The sequence below is a fragment of the Lysobacter sp. SCRH-1R genome (assembly GCF_057747855.1).
In genome coordinates, this window is sequence record NZ_CM173227.1 from 2,042,380 (window position 1) to 2,060,293 (window position 17,914).

Sequence of the window (17,914 nt, forward strand, 5' to 3'; positions counted from 1 at the left end):
GCGGGATCGAACACCGGCAAGCGTCACAAGGAAAGGGACGGCAAGACGCACGCGCGGGCCGCCAACGACTTCAGGGAACGGGTTCGACCATGCTCGATTTCGACACGATGCGCTCGCCGCGACGACGATGTGCGTTGCTGCTGGCCATCCTCGCCGCCGTCGCACCGCCGGCCGCGCTGGCGCAGGCGCCGGGCGACGACGACGCCACGGACGGGCGACGCGTCGACGTCAACGAATACATCGTGCGCGGCAACACCGTGCTGGACACGCGGGCGATCGAACGCGCGGTGACGCCGTTCCTTGGCCCGGACCGCACGATGAAGGACATCGAGGCCGCGCGCGACGCGCTGCAGGCCGCATACCAGAAGCAGGGTTTCCAGTCGGTCTACGTCGACCTGCCGGCGCAGCAGGTAACCGGCGGCATCGTGTTCCTGCAGGTGAACGAGACGAAAGTCGGCACGCTTCGCGTGGTCGGCGCGCAGCACAACTCGCCCGAGGTCCTGCGCGAGCAGGTGCCCGCGTTGCGCGAGGGCGCCGTACCCGATTTCAACCGCGCGCAGGCACAGCTGACCGAGCTCAATCGCACCGGCAAGCGGCAGGTCGTGCCGCTGGTGCGCGAAGGCGAACAGCCCGGCACGATGGACGTGGACCTGAAGGTCGACGACCAGTCGCCGTGGCGCTTCAGCGCCGCGCTCAACAACGACCACAGCGCCGACACCGAGGACCTGCGCGCGACGCTGAGCGTCGGTCACGACAACCTGTGGCAGAAGGGCCACAGCGCGACGCTGACCTTCTTCGGCGCGCCGCAGGATCTGGACCAGGCGAGCGTGTGGTCGGCGTCCTACGTCGCGCCGTTCCGCGGCACGCCGTGGAGCCTGGAAGGCAACGCGTACATCTCCGACAGCAACGTCGTCACCACCGGCGACACCAACGTGCTCGGCAAGGGCCACGCCGTCGGGCTCAAGCTCAACTACACCGTGCCGGACAGCGGCGCGTGGTTCCACGTGTTCTCGTTCGGCGTGGACTTCAAGGATTCCGACGAAGCGCTGACGTTGAACGGGCAGGGCGATTCGGTGCCGCTGGAATACGCGCCGCTGACGCTGTCCTACACCGGCTTCCGCCAGGGCGAGCGCGACCAGTTCGCCGTCAACGCCAGCGCGGTGGTCGGCGTGAGCAGCTTCCTCGGCTACGGCAGCGACTGGAGCGACTTCGACCGCAAGCGCTACCAGGCCAGCCCGGGCTTCCTCGTGCTGAAGGCCGACGCCAACCACACCCACACCTTCGACAACGGCTGGCAGTGGTACGCGCGCCTGGCCGGGCAGACCTCCGATTCGCCGCTGGTGTCGGGCGAACAGTTCGCCGCCGGCGGCATGTACAGCGTGCGCGGTTACCTGTCGGCGGAGGCCATCGGCGATGCGGGCGTGCTCGGCACGCTGGAATGGCGCACCGCGCCGCTGCCGTGGTGGTCGGGCGTGCTGCGCGACTGGCGCTGGTACGCGTTCGTCGACGCGGCGCGCCTTGGCCTGCGCGACCCGCTGCCCGAACAGGACGACCGCTTCTCGCTGGCCTCGATCGGCATCGGCAGCAACGTGAAGTTCGGCGAGCACGTGTTCCTGCGCCTGGACTACGCGCTGCCGCTGAAGGAAGGCCCCAACACCGACAACGACGCGCCGAACCTGCACTTCAACCTTGGCGCGAGCTTCTGATGTCCCTCATTCGATACGCCTTCGCGGAGATCCGAAACATGCATCGCTTCCTACTGCTGGCGCTCGTGTGGCTGAGCGCGTTCTCCGGCACGGCGCAGGCCGCCTCGTGGTGGCAGCCCGAATGGGCCTACCGCAAGCCGATCACGCTCGATGCCAGCCCGCAGGGCGGCAACGTCGGCGGCGAGATCGGCCGCGCGCCGGTGCTGGTGCGCCTGCATTCGGGCGCCTTCGGTTTCGATGGCGTCAAGCCGGACGGCTCGGACCTGCGCTTCGTCGCCGCCGACGACAGGACCGTGCTGAACCACCAGATCGAACGCTTCGATCCGCAGTCGGGCATCGCGCTGGTGTGGGTCGACGTGCCGGGGCTGAGCGGCACATCGCCGCCGACCACGATCTGGATGTACTACGGCAATCCGAAGGCGCCGGCATCGGGCAACGGGCAGCTGACCTTCGATCCGGATTACACGCTGGTCTACCACTTCGCCGAGAACGCGACGCCCCCGCGCGACACCACCGCGTACGGCAACCACGCGCAGGCCACGGTCACGTCGCTGGACGGCACGGTCATCGGCAAGGGCGCGCAGTTCAACGGCACCGCGCTGACGCTGCCGGCGACGCCGTCGCTGGCGGTGCAGGCCGGCGGCGCGCAGACGGTGTCGATGTGGGTGCGTCCGGACCGCTTCGCGCCGCGGCAGATCGTGTATGCGCGTCGCGATGGCGCGGGCAGCGTGCTGCTCGGGCTGGACGAAGGCGTTCCGTTCGTCGAGATCGACGGCCAGCGCACCCCGCCCGCGCAGCCGGTGCAGGTGGGGCAGTGGTCGCATCTCGCCTTCGCCGCCGATGCCGGCAACGTCACGCTGTACGTGAACGGCCGCGCCGCCGGCACGCTCGCCGTGACGCTGCCCGCGCTCGACACGCCGGCGAACGTCGGCGCGGATGTCGCCACCGACGCGAGTGCGAACGCGAACACGGCCTTCATCGGCGCCATCGACGAACTGCGCATCTCGCGCCTGGCGCGACCGGCGCCGGCGTTGCTCGCCGACACCGTCGCGCAGGGCGCCGATTCGCGCCTCACCGCGTTCGGCCCCGACGAACAACAGGCCGGCAAGAGCCACTTCGGCTTCATCCTCGATTCGATGCCGGTGGATGCGTGGGTCGTGGTGTCGCTGCTGGGCCTGATGTTCATCGGCTCGTGGCTGATCATGATCGGCAAGGGCCGCTACTTCGGCCGCGTGTCGCGCGCGAACGCGGCCTTCGCCGAACAGTTCCACAAGGTGGCCGGCAAGCCGCTGGGCACGCTGGCCGATCTCGACCGCCAGCGCCTGATCGAGCCCGACATCAAGGAGAACTCCACCTTGTGGCGCCTGTACCAGGTGGCCATCGAGGAAATGCGCCAGCGCCACACGCGCGACGGCCACGGTTATCTGTCGGCGGCGACGATCGGCGCGATCCGCGCGTCGATGGACGGCGCCGCCGTGCGCGAGAACGAGCGCATGGGCAGGCAGATGAACTGGCTGTCGACCACGATCGAAGGCGCGCCGTACGTGGGCCTGTTCGGCACCGTCATCGGCATCATGCTGGTGTTCGCGGTGGCGGCGATGGCCGGCGCGGTGGACATCAACTCGGTCGCGCCGGGCATGGCCGCGGCGCTGCTGTGCACGGCGGCGGGCCTCGGCGTCGCGATCCCCGCGCTGTTCGGCTACAACTGGCTGGCCGCGCGTTCGGAAGCGATCAGCGCCGACATGACGGTGTTCGTCGACGAGTTCGCCGCCCGCCTGGCCGAAGAGCACGACAACCTGGCCGAGCCGCTGCTGGCTTCCGTCGCCGCTTCCGCGCAGCACGCATAAGGGACGGCGACCATGGCCAAGGCCGCATCCTTCGGAAGCAAGAAACGCGTGGGCGGCATCAATATCACGCCGTTCGTCGACGTGCTGCTGGTGGTGCTGGTGATCTTCATCCTGACCAGCAACGCCAGTATTCCCGGCATCCAGGTCAACCTGCCCAAGGCCAGCTCGACGGTCGCGCTGGAGAAACCGCAGACCAAGGCCATCACCGTCGACAACAACGGCCAGGTGTTCCTCGACGCGTATCCGGTGAGCCTGGTTGAGCTGGAGGAACGGCTGCGCGCGCAGAAGGCGCTGACCCCGGACTTTCCGGTGATCGTGCGCGGCGATGCGCAGGTGCAGTACGCGAAGGTCGTGGAGGTGCTCGACCTGCTGCGTCGCATCGAGCTCAACCAGATCGGCCTGGTCACCGGCAAGGCGCAGGGCTGACCGATGACACGCCCGCCTTCCGGACATCGCCCGGGATTCCTGCGCAGGCACGGCGGCACGCTGGTCGCGATCGCCGCGGTGCTGGCCGCGCTCGCGGCGCTGTTCTGGTACCTGGTGAGCGACACCGCGAGCACGAAGCGGCCCGTCGCCGACGTGCCGATGATCATGCTGCCGCCGCCGCCGCCGCCTCCGCCGCCGGAACCGGAAAAAACGCCGGAGCCCGAGGAGCCGGAGGAAGTCGTCCAGGAGCCCGAGCCGATCGAGCCGCTCAAGCCCACCGAGGCGCCGGCGCCGGACACCAGCGACCCGGTGACGATGGACACCGACGGCCAGGCCGGCAACGACAGCTTCGGCATCCAGGCGGGGCGGGGCGGCGGCATGTCGGGCGTCGGTGCGGCGGGCGGCAACGCGTCGTACGGGCGCTATCTGGGCTACGTGCTGCAACAGGCGATCGCGCGCGACGAGAAGGCGCGACGCCTCGCATTCCGCATGCAGGTCGACATCTGGCTGAGCCCGGCGGGCCAGATCGACCGCGTCGAACTGGTGCGCGGCAGCGGCAACGACGAAGCCGACGACGCCGTGCTGGCGGCGCTGCGCGCGGTCGGCCGCATCGACGAAAAGCCGCCGGGTTCGCTCGAATTCCCGGCGCGCGTGCTGATCCAGGGACGCCGGCCTTCGGGCTGAGCGTCGCCTTCGGGATTGCCCAAACCCTCTTCAAACCCCGCGAGCAACGACCCATGAACCACGCTTCCCTTCATCGCCGACGGTCCTGCAAGGCGCGCCGGCTCGCACTCGCCTCGGCGGTCGCGCTGCTGCTCGCCGCCGGTGCCGCCAATGCGCAGCCGCCGCAGGAAACCACGATGATCAAGCTGATCCGCGGCCTGATGGACAGCGGCGCGCTGAAGCCGGACGTGGGCGAGGCGCTGCTCGCGCAGGCCCGCGCCGAAGCGATGGCGGCCGATGCCGCGCAATCGACGGCACCGCGCGCGACCGCGCAGGCCGCGCAGCCGCAACTGCAGCCGGGCGACGTGCGCGTGCCGTACATCCCCGAAACCGTGCGCGACCAGATCCGCGAGGACGTCAGCAACGACGTGATGGCGCGCGCGCAGGCCGAACGCTGGGCCACGCCGTACGAAGTGCCGGAATGGACGCAGCGGCTGAAGCTGTACGGCGACGTGCGCGTGCGCAACGAGTCGCGCATGTTCGCCGGCGACAACAGCGACATCGAGGTCGACTGGGCCGCGATCAACGAAGGCGACGGCTTCGACGTCAATCCGAACACGAACCTCAGCCTGCCGCCGCTGCGCAACACGCGCCAGGATCGCAGGAACTCCTGGCGCATCCGCGCGCGGCTGGGCGTGCTCGCCGAGATTTCCGAGCAGGCGCAGGCGGGCATCCGCCTGGCGACCGGCAACGACGACAATCCGGTGTCGATGACGACCACGCTCGGCGGCGGCATGGAGAAGAAGGACCTGTGGCTCGACCAGGCCTGGCTCTCGTACCGGTTCGGCACGTGGTTCCAGGCCACCGGCGGCCGTTTCGCCAATCCGTACTGGTCGACCGAAACGCTGTTCTCGAACGATCTTTCCTTCGACGGCCTCGCGTTCGATTACCGCCAGCCGTTCGAAGGCGACTGGACGCTGTTCGCCACGCTGGGGTTGAGCCCGATCGAATATTCCTCCGACAGCTTCCCCAGCAACAGCCAGCAGAAGGAAAAGAGCCACGACAAGTGGCTCAACGGCCTGCAGGTCGGCTCGTCGTGGCGCTTCGCCAGCGACAACGAACTGCGCGGCGCGCTGGGGTATTACGACTTCCGCAACATCAACGGCGCGCTCTCGGAACCGTGCGAGCTCTACGCCGGCGCCGAAGCGTGCAGCACCGACTGGTCGCGCCCCGCGTTCATGCAGAAGGGCAACACGCTGATGCTGCTGCGCGATATCGCGCTGAACCCGCTGGACCCGGCGAACACGCCGATGCCGCAGTACGTCGGGCTTGCGTCCGAATTCGAAGTGCTCGACGTGAACCTGCGCTGGGACACGCTGGTCGCCGGGCGCTACGGCCTGCGCCTGGAAGCCGACTACCTGCGCAATCTCGCCTACGACGAGAACAAGATGTGGACGCGTGCCGAAGGCGGCATCGTCAACAACTTCGGCGACGGCGGCACGACCGACCAGGCGAACTTCGAAAGCGGCGATACCGCGTACCAGGTGCAGGCGACGCTGGGCAACTTCGACCTGAAGGCGCCAGGCCAGTGGAACATGCTGCTGGGCTATCGCCGCGTCGAACCAGACGCCGTGCCCGATGCCTTCAACGACAGCGATTTCCACCTTGGCGGCACCAATGCGCGGGGCTACTTCGTCGAAGGCTCGTACGCGTTCGCGCGAAACACCTTCCTGACCGCCCGTTGGTTCGCGGCGAAGGAAGTGTTCGGCCCGCCGCTGTCGATCGACGTGCTGCAGCTGGAAGTCAACGCGGGGTTCTGAGGCGCACCGCGTGCGGCTCGACGACGCTTCGCGGAAACACCGGTACGCATCCGGACAGGAGGTCTTGCATGCATACGACACACCCGGTTTCCAACCCTCGCAGCGGCCTGCACCGCCCCGGGAGGCGAGGGCGACGCAGGACGTTTCGCGGCTGCACGTCGGCCGTTCGAACCCAGGCCGGATGCGTCGTCGCGCACGACGTCCCGCGGGCTTGTGAAACACTGCGAGGTGATGCGTGAGCGAGCCTTTCGTCAACATCCACGATTTCCGCAAGAAGCTCGAGGAGTACCTGCTCTACGCGGAACAGCCCGTGGTGATCACGCGGCGCCAGATGCCGGTGGGCTACTTCATTCCCGCCAAGGTCTGGTACGGACGCGGCAACGCGGAGCAACTGCGGCGCCTCGTCTCCGTGACGCTGGAAGCCGCCGGCTACAGCGAGCAGGACGTGGATGAGTCCATCGAGGAATTCATCCAGGTGAGCGCGGAAAACATCCGCAAGCGGCTCGAACACGACTGAACGCCCGCGCCGCGGTGCGCCTGCGCTGACGGCCGACGGATGCCGATCCCGCAACGCGCACGCCGCGAACTGCGTGCGCGATCACGTCGTGTTGCGGACTTCTCAAGCGTCTGCGCGTTGCAACACGCACGAAACGCGGCGTCGCATCGATCCGGATGCACGCGTGTTGGATTGATGACACCCGCATAAGAAAAGCGACTCGAAACTTTCCCGGAAAGTGCATACAACGCGCGCATCGTGAAGCGGCGTCGAAAGGAGTTTCGGCGCTTCGTTCGCATCACATGTCATCCCAACCTCGTGAGGAGATACATCGTGTATAGCAAGCTCATCGTGCGCTCCCTCGCCGCTGCCGCCGTCATGATGACGGCCGGCTCGGCCATGGCCGTCGACCTGTACGGCGGCGGCGCGACGTTCCCCGCCGTTCCGTACGTCGGCGATTCCTACCTCGATCCGGCGACCGACGCGCGTCTGTCGACCAACGCCGCCAACAGCCTGCTGGCCGCTCCGGCCGGCGTGTATCCGGCCGGTCATCCGTCCGCCGGTGCGGCGGCTTCGTGGGCCGGCCTGGGCGAATCCTCCCCCGGCCTGAACTCGGTGTTCCTGGGCTATTCCAGCGCGTCGGGCAACAAGGTGTCGTACTGCCAGACCGGCAGCGGCTTCGGCAAGCAGATGCTCAACAGCAACGGTGCGGGCGGCAGCTGCCTGGACTTCAGCGCGTCGCCGGCGGGCCTCAGCGGCGCGTCGACCACGCCGGACTTCATCGGCACCGATTCGCCATACAGCACCGGCGACTACAACACCTTCCTCGGCGGCCCGAACGCCGCGGCGAAGCAGGGCATCACCCAGCTTCCGACGATGGTCGGCGCCATCGCCCTGACCTATGACGGCAACGGCACCGCGCTGCTGCCGCTGACCACCGCGCAGGTCTGCCAGATCTACGCCGGCCAGATCACCAACTGGGCGAACATCCCGGGCAGCGGCCTGAGCGGCCCGATCAAGATCGTCTACCGCAGCGACAACAGCGGCACGACGTTCGCCTTCACCAGCTTCCTCGCCAGCAAGTGCGGTGGCGTGGTCGCGGTGACGCCGAACCAGGGCTTCGTCGCCGCCTTCGGTGGCAGCCTGCCGGCCTACGCCGCCACGGCCGCGGTCAGCGGCAACAACAACGTGGTGAACACCGCCAAGGCCGCCGGTGGCCTGGGCCTGGGCTACGCCGACTTCGGCGAAGTCGCCAACCAGGGCTCGAAGTTCGCGAGCGTCGACACCTTCAGCCCGGCCGCCTTCGGCGACACCAACGCCGACGGCGTCACCGACCGCATCTCGCTGGCCGGTACGGACCTGGTGCGCGGCCAGGTGCTGAACGGCGCGACGCTGGCCGCCGTGCCGACGGTGCCGACGGCGATCGCGAACTGCACGTTCGTGGTGCGCCCGACGGCGACGATCTCCAACCGCTACCCGATCGCCGCGGTGACCTACGTGGCGACCTACGCGCGCGGCAATGCGCAGTCGGCGGCGGTGAAGGGCCTGCTCAACGCGTTCCTGGCGCATCCGAACCTGCCGGTCGGCTTCGCCTACATGGACGGCAACGCCACGCACTTCACGCTGATCAACAACGCCGTGAACGGCACCACCAACAACTGCGTGCAGTAATCGCGGACCGGGTTGGTCGAACCCGTTTCGTCGCGGAAAAAAATCCCCCGGCCTCGCCGGGGGATTCTTCGTTGGGGCAGGGGCGGCTTCGATCAGTCGCAGAAGCAGGTGGCGTTGGCGACGGTCTTGCCGGCGCCGGCACTGAGCGCCAGCAGCGAGCATTCGTTCTCCACCACGTTGCCCTGGCCGGCCTGCGCGCTGGCTTCGGACTGGCACACGCCGGCGCCGACGCCGTGCTGGTTGGCAAGCGTCGTGTCGCAGCTGGCGACGGCGACGTCGTTGCTCTGCGTCCGGCCGGTGGCGCCGGCCGCCACGACGGTGCCCGCCTGGCCCACGCCGGCACCGAAGACTTCCACCTTCGTCGCGCGGCTCGGACACGCGCTCACGGCCGAGCAAAGCGCTTCGTCGCCTTCGCCCTGCACGGTGGCGAACAGCTGCACGACGCCCGGGAAATGCTGCACGGTCTTGCAACTGCCGGCCTGCGCCGCGCTGGGCAGCAGCGCGGAGGAGGCGAGCAGGGCGGCGACCGCGATGGTCCTGATCGTATTGCTGGGCATGACGTCTCTCCTTGGTTGGGTTCGCGCGAACGCGCGCGGCGGAGGAGTGCCGGCATCCCGGCGATGCACGTCCCGGAACGATGGACGTCGGGCACCTGCGGTGCATCCGGTTCGACGCCTGCATCGCGGCATTCCCCGAACGTGTTCTACCGGCGGCGCGTGTCGTGACGGCGAACCGGGGGAAACGTGTTGGTCACAAACCAACGCGATATGTCCAGAATGGCGCCGCCCCAGGTCTCTCATCGCCGCGCTGCTGTGCGCGCTCACCGCATTGGCGATCTTCATCCGCATGGGCAGACCGAAGGGCGCCGCCACGCCGCCGCCGACGCGAGGATGCGCGCGCGAGAAGGCGGCCAGCGATGTGCACGACACGCTGCTGCAGCGCGTCAAGGTCTGCTTGTGCCGACAGCGACACCGTGAGCGCGCCGTCGGTTGGAGGCGGGTCGCCATGCTGCCTGGTCGAGGCGTACCGATCGATTGTTGCCGCGCAGGCAACGCCGGGTATCCGGGCAGGTCCTTTCCGCGTTTTCGGCGCGCTTCCATGATGTGCGCAGGCTTGCGTCGGACAGCACTCATGAAGATCGTCGTGGCGGGTGGAAGCGGGCTGGTCGGAACCCGGCTCATCGAGCGCCTGCGGACGGCAGGGCACGAAGCCGTGTCCGCATCGCGTCGATCGGGCGTCGATACGCTCACCGGCGAGGGGCTGGACGACGCGTTGCGGGGCGCGCACACGGTCATCGACGTGACCAATGCGCCGTCGTTCGATCCGCCCGGCGTCGGCGAGTTCTTCGCGCGTTCCACCGCCAACCTGCTGGCCGCCGGCGAACGGGCAGGCGTGTCGCACCACATCGCGCTGTCGGTGGTGGGCACGCCGCACCTGCGCAGCAGCGCGTACTTCGACGCCAAGCAGCGGCAGGAAACGCTGGTGGCCGCCACGCGCGTACCGCACACGCTGGTGCGCGCGACGCAGTTTTACGAGTTCATGGCGAACGTGATCCCGCCCGGCAGCGGCACGGGGCCCGTGCACCTGCCGCCGGCGCGCGTGCAGCCGGCGTCGGCGGACGACGTGGCCGCCGAACTCGCCGCGCTGGTCGACGTGGCGCCGTCGGATGACGTCGTCGAAATCGCCGGTCCGGAAACCCATCGCCTGTGCGAGCTCGTGCAATGGGTGATGTACGCCTACCTCGACGATCGCGCCGTTATCGCCGATCCGCAGGCCGAGTACTACGGCGCGGTGCTCGACGACCGCACGCTGGTGCCCGAAGGCGAAGCGCGCCTGACCACCACGCGTTTCGGCGACTGGCTGCAGGAACGCGTGACGGCCGGGCGCGAGATCCCGCACGTGCACCATCCCGATCCGCTGGTGCGTTCGCGCGCGCGGGCCTGACCGCGCATTCCCCTTGGACAACCGCATGCGCCGACGGCCTCGCCGCCGGCGATGCGTCGCGTCATCCGCGGATGAACTCGAGCAGGTCGCGGTTGATGACGTCGGCATGGGTCGTGCACATGCCGTGCGGGTAGCCCGGATACACCTTCAGCGTCGCGTTGCGCAGCAGCCTGGCCGACAGGCGTGCGGCTTCGTCGACCGGCACGATCTGGTCGTCGTCGCCGTGCAGCACCAGCGTGGGCACCTCGATGCGCTTGAGATCGTCGGTGAAGTCGGTTTCCGAGAACGCCGCGATGCAGTCGTACTGCGGCTTCGCGCCGCCCATCATCGCCTGGCGCCACCAGTTCTGGCGCACGGCTTCCGACAGCGTCGCGCCGTCGCGGTTGTAGCCGTAGAACGGGATCGGGAAGGTCCAGTAGAAGCCGGCGCGATCGGCCGCCAGGTCGCGGCGCAGCCCGTCGAACACGTCCTTCGGAATGCCCGCCGCGTGGGCGGCCGTCTTGACCAGCAGCGGCGGCACCGCGCCGATCAGCACCAGCTTCGCCACGCGGCCCTTGCCGTGGTTGGCCACGTAGCGCGCCGCTTCGCCGCCGCCGGTGGAATGCCCGATGTGGATCGCATCGCGCAGGTCCAGGTGCGCGACGAGCGTGGCGACGTCGGCGGCGTAGGTGTCCATCCCGTTGCCGGTGGCGGTCTGCGTCGAACGGCCGTGGCCGCGTCGATCGTGCGCGATCACGCGATAGCCCTGTTCGAGGAAGAACAGCATCTGCGCGTCCCAGTCGTCGCTGGACAGCGGCCAGCCGTGGTGGAACACGATCGGCTGCCCGGTGCCCCAATCCTTGTAGAAGATCCGGGTGCCATCGGAGGTGGTGATGTGGTTCATGGGAAGGTCTCGCTCAACGGTGGGGGGAAGGTCCGGGGCCGGCGCTTTCGCGCGCGCGACGGGACAGGGGAGAGCACGCCCGCCGCGAGCCTGCGACGCGTGCGGAGGAGGGCGTCTCCGTCGCGGACAGGGGGAGGGGAGCGGGCGTTCGACGACGGGCGAGCTCGTAACGGAAGTGGCGGGCGCGCGCGTCACAGCAGCGACATGCCGCCGTCCACGCGCAGGTTGATGCCGGTGATGAAACTGCTCGCGTCCGACGCGAGGAACAACGCCGCGTCGCCCAGTTCGCCGGGTTCGCCGAGGCGGCCCAGCGGAATCGCTCCGGCCACGTTCTTCTCCAGCAACGCGCGGCTTTCCGCCGACAGGCCGAGCTTGTCGAGGATCGGCGTATCGACCGGGCCGGGACTGAGCACGTTGACGCGGATGCGGCGGCCCTTCAGCTCGATCGCCCAACTGCGCGCGAACGCGAGCAGCGCCGCCTTCGTGCCGGCGTAGACGGCGTGGCCGTCCATGTAGCGATCGCTCGCGATCGATCCGGTCAGGACCACCGACGCGCCCTCGCGCAGGATCGGCGCGATGCGCTGCATCCCGAAGAACACGCCGCGCGTGTTGATCGCGAACTGCTCGTCGAATTCCTGTTCGGTCACCTGCGCCGAATGCGTGATCGTGTTGACGCCGGCGTTGGCCATGTAGATGTCCAGCCCGCCGAAGGCCTGCGTCAGCGCGTGCGCGACCTCCTCGTGGTGCGCGATCCGCGCGACGTCGCCGACCATGCCGATCGCGCCGTTGCCGATGTGCGCCAGCGCCTCGTCGACGACGGCCTTGCGTCGTCCGGTGATCACCACCTGTGCGCCTTCGTCGGCGAAACGCTTCGCGGCCGCCAGGCCGATGCCGCTGCTGCCGCCGGTGACCAGCGCCACCTTGCCTGATAGATCGTCCACGTATGCATTCTCCTGTCGGCGCTCGACGGTGTGCGCCGCGTGGCAGGCACAGTAGGTGGACGCTCCCGCGCGCGGTAGACACGCGCGGGTGTGCACGGCGTTGACCGCGCGGAATCAATGCGCGTTGCGAGGGGCTACCGCAGGTGCGCGACGCGACGCCGCGCGATGCGTTGCAGTTTCGCGGGATTGAGCTGCACGTGGACGCGCTGGATGCGGTCGCCGTCGATGTCGAACGATTGCGCCGATTCCAGGCGTCCACCGACGAAACGCAGCAGGCCTGGCTTTGCGTTGAGCATCGCCAGTTCCAGGCGCAGGTCGTGCTTGTAGCGCAGCGTGGCGGCGAACAGCAGCGCCGCGATGCGGTCGCCGCCGTGCATCGGTTCGGGCACGCTGGTGACGACGCCACCGCCGTCGCCGAGCAGCGTCGCCGATTCGGACATCAGCGCCTTCATGCCTTCCAGGTCGCCGCGCGCGAGGCGGTCGACGAAGCCCTGCAGGATATGGCGATGCGCCTCGCCGGACACCGCGTACACCGGCCGCGGCTCGCGCAGCTGCTTCTTCGCGCGATGGACGATCTGTCGCGTCGCGGCTTCCGACTTGCCCAGCACGTCCGCGATCTGCGGATACCCCGCTTCCAGGACCTCATGCAGCAGGAACGCGGCGCGCGCGTCGGGCGACAGGCGTTCGAGCACGGTGAGGAAGGCGATGGACAGGTCGCCGGCGGCTTCGTGCAACTGCTCGGGCGTGGAAGGCGCGTCGGCGCCGTCGGTGAGCACGGGCTCGGGAAGCCAGATGCCGACGTATTCCTCGCGCGCGCGACGCGCCAGGCGCAGGTGGTCGATCGCGCGACGCATCGTCGCCGAGACCAGCCAGGCCTCGGCGTTGTCCACCTTGCCCACGTCGGTATCGTGCCACCGCAACCAGACGTCCTGCACGACGTCCTCGGCTTCGCTGAGCGAGCCGAGCATGCGGTAGGCCATGCCCAGCATGCGCGGCTGGAGGCGGACGAAGATGGCGGAAGCGTCTTCCATCCGGCGTCGCGACCGAGGCGCTGGATCTTATGTCCCCGGCGGCAGAAGCGCCGGCGTGCCGACGTCCTTCAGCAGGAACACGACGAACCTCGCCGGTTCCGTGCTGCTGGTGTTGCGGCCGACGGTGTGGATGTCGTCCGGGCCTTCGTGGAAGGCCTCGCCGGGCTTGAGCGTCACTTCCTTGCCGCCCTTCACGCCCATCACGATGCTGCCTTCCAGCACGTACACGACGCCGTGCGCATCATGGCGATGCACCGGATCAGCGCCGCCGGGCGGGTATTCGACTTCCAGCACCAGCACCTCCTTGCCCGGGTAATCGGGCAGCGCCCTGGTCATCACCGGATTCACGATCGGCTCGGGTGCCTTGGCCTGCGGCCCGGCGGCGGACGCGATGCCGGCGGCCACCAGGCCCGCGAGCAGCAACGATGGGACGAATGCCTTGCGCATGACGAACTCCTGTCGGTCGGGTGGGACGCGCCCGATGTGTCGGGCGCGCGGCTCAGCCGAGGTTGGCCTTGTCCAAGCCCCAGGCCTTGTCGAGCGATCCGGGCAGCGACTGGAACGCCACGTTGATGCGGTTCCAGCCGTTGATCGCCATGATCGAATACGTCAGCTCGGTGATTTCCTTCTCCGACAGCTGCGTGCGCACGCGCTCGTAGACGTCGTCCGGAACGCCGTGCGGCGGAAGCTGGGTCAGCACTTCGGTCCACGCCAGCGCCGCGCGCTCGCGCGACGAGAACAGCGGCGATTCGCGCCACGCGGCCAGGTGGTGCAGGCGCAGCGGACGTTCGCCGTGGATGGTCGCCTGCTTGACGTGCATGTCCACGCAGAACGCGCAGCCGTTGATCTGCGAGGCGCGGACCGACACCAGGTCCACGATGGCTTCCTCGATCGCGCCCTTCTTCAACGACATATTGAACTCGACGAACTTCTTGAACAGTTCGGGCGATTGCTGCTGGTAATCCAGGCGCTGCGTCATCTCATGGGTCCTTGTCGTGGGGATATCGGCGATGGCCGCCGTCGCGACGAAGGCTAGGTCGCGTCTGACGGCCGGGGAAGCCATCGGCCGGGACGCACGGTGTTGCGCGTCGCGCACCAATGTCGGCGCGTCACAGGCGCGCCCGCCCAAACGTCTACAGGGGTATGAAAGACGAGAACCCGCCGCCGCCCGGCGCGCCCCTGCCCACGCCGCCGGAGCGCGTGTGGTCGCAGTTCCAGGCGTTCCTGGACGAACTGCCCGGCCCGATGCGGGCCGCGTTCCTGCTGCACGACGTGTTCGGTGTGCCCCATGTGGACATCGCCTTCGTGCTGGGCATCCCGCAGGAGGAGTGCCGCGTCCACGTCGAACGCGCGCGCGAACACGCCCGGGCGCGACGCCTCGATTTCGGAGGGTCATCATGAACGCGCCGGCCGAAACCGCGCCGGCGGTGCGCGACGCGCTGGGCGAGTGCTTCTCGGCGAGCTATCCCGGCGTGGTCGCCTTCATCGCCGTGGCGAACGAAGGCAGCTTCGCGCGTGCCGCCGACCGGCTCGGGATCGGGCGGTCGGCCGTCAGCCGCAGCGTGCAGAAGCTGGAGAAACAGCTCGGCGCGCGGCTGTTCTCGCGCACCACGCGTGCCACCTCGCTCACCAGCGAAGGCCGGTTGTTCTACCAAGCGTGCCGCCCCGGCGTGGAGCGCATCACCCAGGCGCTTGAGGAAATGCGCGACCTGCGCGAAGGGCCGCCGCGCGGGGAGCTTCGCATCGTCGCGGGCCACGCGTTCGGCCGCAAGGTTGTCGCACCGCTGCTCAGCGGCTTCCGCGCTTGCCATCCCGACGTCGCGGTGGAGCTGCTGCTGGACGATGGCGTTCCCGACCTGGCCGCCGACCGCATCGACGTCGCCTTCCGCGAGGGCGCGCTGGAGGACAGCGACGTCATCGCGCGCCAGCTGGTCCCGATGCGGCTGCTGGTCTGCGCGTCGCCCGATTACGTGCGTCGACAGGGCCTGCCGCACGACGTCGACGCGCTCGCCTCGCACGCCTGCATCGCATTGCGCCTGCCCAACGGGCGGCTGCGCGCGTGGGATTTCCGCGTCGATGGCCAATCGCGCAGCCTCGTGCCCGCGTCGGCGCTGATCTTCAGCGACGCCGAGCTGGCCTTGCAGGCGGCGCAGGACGGCCACGGGCTGGTGCAGCTGCCCGAGTACCTGGTGCGCGATGCGCTGCGTTCCGGCGCGCTGGTCGATTGCCTGCGTGGCAGCGCGCCGGACGATCGCGGCCACTACCTGTGCTACCTGAGCCGGCGTCACCAGCCCAAGCGCATCCGCGCCTTCATCGACTACATGACCACGCACATCCGCGGCCTGGACCTGGACGTCACCGGCCACTGGGCGAAGACCGCGCAGGCGGCGAATGCCGGGGAGCACGCGCACGGCGCGGTTCCCGTCGCGGCGTGATCGCCATTGGTGCGCGCAGGGCAACAACCTGCGTCCGTGCGAAGGGCTACTGCGCCCGCGCCGGCGTTCCTAGCATCGCAGTCCCAGTCCTTCGCCGCGCAACGCCATCGCGAAGGCAGTCCCCCCAGGAGATTCGCACATGAAGATCGTCGTCATCGGTGGTACCGGACTTATCGGCAGCAAGGTCGTCGAACGACTGCGCGCCGCGGGTCATGAAGCGATCGCCGCGGCGCCGGCCACCGGCGTGGACATCCTGAGCGGCGCGGGACTCGACGAGGCGATGGCCGGCACGTCGGTGGTGGTGGACCTCGCCAACTCGCCCGCGTTCGATGCGAAGACCGCGCTGGAGTTCTTCGAAACCGCCGGCCGCAACGTGCTGGGTGCCGAGGCGCGCGCGGGCGTGGGCCACCACGTCGCGTTGTCGGTGGTCGGCACCGAGAAGCTGTCGGCCAGCGGCTACTTCGTCGGCAAGGCGGCGCAGGAAAAGCTGATCCGCGAATCGGGCATTCCGTACACCATCGTGCATTCCACGCAGTTCCTCGAATTCCTGCCCGGCATCATCCAGTCGGGTACCGAAGGCGACACCGTGCGGCTGCCGACCGCGCTCGTGCAGCCGATCGCCGCCGACAACGTGGCCGAAGCGGTCGCGCGCCACGCGCTCGGCGCGCCGGCCAACGCGGTGGTCGACATCGCCGGCCCCGAACGCGACTCCATGGCGGCGTTCGCCCAGCGCTACATGAGCGCGACGGGCGACGGGCGTGCCGTCGTCGGCGACGTGCACGCGCGCTACTTCGGCGTCGAACTGGCTTCCGACACGCTCGTGCCCGCCGGCGCGGCGTGGCAGGGCGACATCGGCCTGGATCGCTGGCTGGAGGAATCGGCCACCGCGCGGCAGCCCGCGCGCGCCTGACCGCCGACGGACGCGGCCCGCGCATCGCGCCGCACGGCGCGATGACGCGGCCGGCGTCGTGCGCATGCATCGCGCCACCGCGCGAGCCGCGTCCGCAATCCCATCCGCCACTGCCGGAGAGCCCCCATGCATACCGGAAAATCCTATCGATTGCCGGAGTTCATCAACTGGACCCGACGTTCGATCTACATACTGCTCGTGTTGTGCACCGTTCCCGTCGTGCTCTACCAGGTGGTGGGATGGCACTGGCTCGCGATTCCGTGGGGCGTGGTGTTCCTGCTCGGCGCCACGGTGGCGCTGTCGTCGGGATTCAAGAACGTGCAGACCTACAACCGGCTGCAGCAGGCGCAGCAGGTGTGGGCGTCGATCGGCAGCAGCAGCCGGATCTGGGGCGCGATGTGCCGCGACCTGGTCGCATCGCCGGAGCAGGGTCGCGTGCTCGCGTACCGGCACCTGGCGTGGCTCACGGCGCTGCGTTACGAGATGCGCCGTGCGATGCCGTGGGAGACGGCCGACAAGTCGTACAACGCCGAATACCGCCGCGACTACGCCATTCCCGAACGCGAGGAACGGCTGGAGCGCGAGCTGCTCAAGTACCTGCCGCCGGGCGAGGTCTCGCAGGTGCTCGCATCGGGCAACCGCGCCTTGCAGGTCATGTCGCTGCAGGGCAGGGCGACCGCATCGCTCCTCGCCGCGGGCGGCCTGACCATGGGCGCCTTCAACGACATGCAGAAGCTGATCCGCGACCTGCAGGTCCTGCAGTGCGGCAGCGAGCAGATCAAGAACTTCCCGTTCCCGCGGCAGTACGCGTTCATCAACTCGCTGTTCGTGTGGATCATGTGCGTGCTGTTGCCGTTCGGCATGATCAGCGAGTTCGAACAGCTCGGCGCCCGGCTCGGAACCGCGGGCGGGATCGACACGGTCTGGCTGGCGGTGCCGCTCAGCCTGCTCATCGGCTGGATGTACCTGGCGCTCAACCAGGTGGTGGAAGCCAGCGAGAATCCGTTCGAGGGCGGCGCGAACGACGTCCCGATCTCGCGCATCTGCCAGGACATCGAGTTCGACCTGCGCGAGATGCTCGGGGAAGCCGACGTGCCTTCGCCGGCGCGCCAGGCGAGCGACATCGCGCTTTGACCTCCCC

The 17,914-nt window shown here is 69.0% G+C and carries 18 protein-coding genes; 12 read left to right on the top strand and 6 right to left on the bottom strand.

Annotated elements, in window-relative coordinates; all coding sequences use genetic code 11:
• Positions 1 to 89: 89 nt before the first annotated feature.
• The 7 genes from AC3ANK_RS09080 (at position 90) to AC3ANK_RS09110 (ending at position 8,629) form a co-directional block, all read left to right on the top strand.
• Entirely contained in the window at positions 90 to 1,706 is a 1,617-nt protein-coding gene (locus tag AC3ANK_RS09080) for a ShlB/FhaC/HecB family hemolysin secretion/activation protein (protein WP_484172806.1), read from the top strand.
• Between the two features lie 38 nt (positions 1,707 to 1,744).
• Entirely contained in the window at positions 1,745 to 3,553 is a 1,809-nt protein-coding gene (locus AC3ANK_RS09085; RefSeq protein ID WP_484172807.1) for a DUF2341 domain-containing protein, read from the top strand.
• A 12-nt stretch (positions 3,554 to 3,565) separates the two neighbouring features.
• Complete coding sequence (locus AC3ANK_RS09090; RefSeq protein ID WP_484172808.1) at positions 3,566 to 3,979, top strand: ExbD/TolR family protein; 414 nt, start codon at positions 3,566 to 3,568, stop codon at positions 3,977 to 3,979.
• A gap of 3 nt (positions 3,980 to 3,982) precedes the next feature.
• Complete coding sequence (locus tag AC3ANK_RS09095; RefSeq protein ID WP_484172809.1) at positions 3,983 to 4,663, top strand: energy transducer TonB family protein; 681 nt, start codon at positions 3,983 to 3,985, stop codon at positions 4,661 to 4,663.
• Between the two features lie 53 nt (positions 4,664 to 4,716).
• A complete protein-coding gene (locus AC3ANK_RS09100; protein ID WP_484172810.1) occupies positions 4,717 to 6,462 on the top strand; it encodes a putative porin in 1,746 nt (581 codons plus the stop codon).
• 235 nt (positions 6,463 to 6,697) lie between these two features.
• Complete coding sequence (locus tag AC3ANK_RS09105) at positions 6,698 to 6,979, top strand: type II toxin-antitoxin system Phd/YefM family antitoxin (protein ID WP_206860507.1); 282 nt, start codon at positions 6,698 to 6,700, stop codon at positions 6,977 to 6,979.
• Positions 6,980 to 7,291: 312 nt separating this feature from the next.
• Positions 7,292 to 8,629 (top strand): PstS family phosphate ABC transporter substrate-binding protein, encoded by a 1,338-nt coding sequence (locus AC3ANK_RS09110; protein WP_484172811.1) that lies wholly within the window; start codon positions 7,292 to 7,294, stop codon positions 8,627 to 8,629.
• Between the two features lie 92 nt (positions 8,630 to 8,721).
• Here AC3ANK_RS09110 and AC3ANK_RS09115 read toward each other — a convergent pair whose 3' ends face one another.
• Positions 8,722 to 9,186 (bottom strand): hypothetical protein, encoded by a 465-nt coding sequence (locus AC3ANK_RS09115; protein WP_484172812.1) that lies wholly within the window; start codon positions 9,184 to 9,186, stop codon positions 8,722 to 8,724.
• 574 nt (positions 9,187 to 9,760) lie between these two features.
• On the opposite strand from AC3ANK_RS09115, the gene AC3ANK_RS09120 reads away from it, so the two are divergent.
• Positions 9,761 to 10,573 (top strand): SDR family oxidoreductase, encoded by an 813-nt coding sequence (locus tag AC3ANK_RS09120; protein WP_484172813.1) that lies wholly within the window; start codon positions 9,761 to 9,763, stop codon positions 10,571 to 10,573.
• A gap of 61 nt (positions 10,574 to 10,634) precedes the next feature.
• Here the strand turns inward: AC3ANK_RS09120 and AC3ANK_RS09125 are convergent, their stop codons facing one another.
• The 5 genes from AC3ANK_RS09125 to AC3ANK_RS09145 form a co-directional block, all read right to left on the bottom strand.
• The gene (locus tag AC3ANK_RS09125; protein ID WP_484172814.1) at positions 10,635 to 11,456 is read right to left on the bottom strand and encodes an alpha/beta fold hydrolase; all 822 of its coding nucleotides are present in this window, start codon (positions 11,454 to 11,456) and stop codon (positions 10,635 to 10,637) included.
• A 191-nt stretch (positions 11,457 to 11,647) separates the two neighbouring features.
• Positions 11,648 to 12,397 carry a glucose 1-dehydrogenase gene (locus AC3ANK_RS09130; RefSeq protein WP_206860512.1) on the bottom strand — a complete coding sequence of 250 codons (750 nt, stop codon included), beginning with the start codon at positions 12,395 to 12,397 and terminating at the stop codon, positions 11,648 to 11,650.
• 134 nt (positions 12,398 to 12,531) lie between these two features.
• Positions 12,532 to 13,428 (bottom strand): RNA polymerase sigma factor SigJ, encoded by an 897-nt coding sequence (gene sigJ / locus AC3ANK_RS09135; RefSeq protein WP_484172815.1) that lies wholly within the window; start codon positions 13,426 to 13,428, stop codon positions 12,532 to 12,534.
• Between the two features lie 27 nt (positions 13,429 to 13,455).
• Complete coding sequence (locus AC3ANK_RS09140; protein ID WP_484172816.1) at positions 13,456 to 13,875, bottom strand: cupin domain-containing protein; 420 nt, start codon at positions 13,873 to 13,875, stop codon at positions 13,456 to 13,458.
• A 52-nt stretch (positions 13,876 to 13,927) separates the two neighbouring features.
• The gene (locus tag AC3ANK_RS09145; protein ID WP_484172817.1) at positions 13,928 to 14,407 is read right to left on the bottom strand and encodes a carboxymuconolactone decarboxylase family protein; all 480 of its coding nucleotides are present in this window, start codon (positions 14,405 to 14,407) and stop codon (positions 13,928 to 13,930) included.
• Between the two features lie 164 nt (positions 14,408 to 14,571).
• Between AC3ANK_RS09145 and AC3ANK_RS09150 the strand changes: the two genes are divergently transcribed.
• The 4 genes from AC3ANK_RS09150 (at position 14,572) to AC3ANK_RS09165 (ending at position 17,907) form a co-directional block, all read left to right on the top strand.
• Positions 14,572 to 14,829 (top strand): sigma factor-like helix-turn-helix DNA-binding protein, encoded by a 258-nt coding sequence (locus tag AC3ANK_RS09150; RefSeq protein WP_206860516.1) that lies wholly within the window; start codon positions 14,572 to 14,574, stop codon positions 14,827 to 14,829.
• Positions 14,826 to 15,863 carry a LysR family transcriptional regulator gene (locus AC3ANK_RS09155; RefSeq protein ID WP_484172818.1) on the top strand — a complete coding sequence of 346 codons (1,038 nt, stop codon included), beginning with the start codon at positions 14,826 to 14,828 and terminating at the stop codon, positions 15,861 to 15,863. Before AC3ANK_RS09150 ends, AC3ANK_RS09155 begins: the two co-directional genes overlap by 4 nt.
• A gap of 139 nt (positions 15,864 to 16,002) precedes the next feature.
• The gene (locus AC3ANK_RS09160; RefSeq protein ID WP_484172819.1) at positions 16,003 to 16,773 is read left to right on the top strand and encodes an SDR family oxidoreductase; all 771 of its coding nucleotides are present in this window, start codon (positions 16,003 to 16,005) and stop codon (positions 16,771 to 16,773) included.
• Positions 16,774 to 16,899: 126 nt separating this feature from the next.
• Positions 16,900 to 17,907 (top strand): bestrophin family protein, encoded by a 1,008-nt coding sequence (locus AC3ANK_RS09165; protein WP_206860519.1) that lies wholly within the window; start codon positions 16,900 to 16,902, stop codon positions 17,905 to 17,907.
• Positions 17,908 to 17,914: the final 7 nt, after the last annotated feature.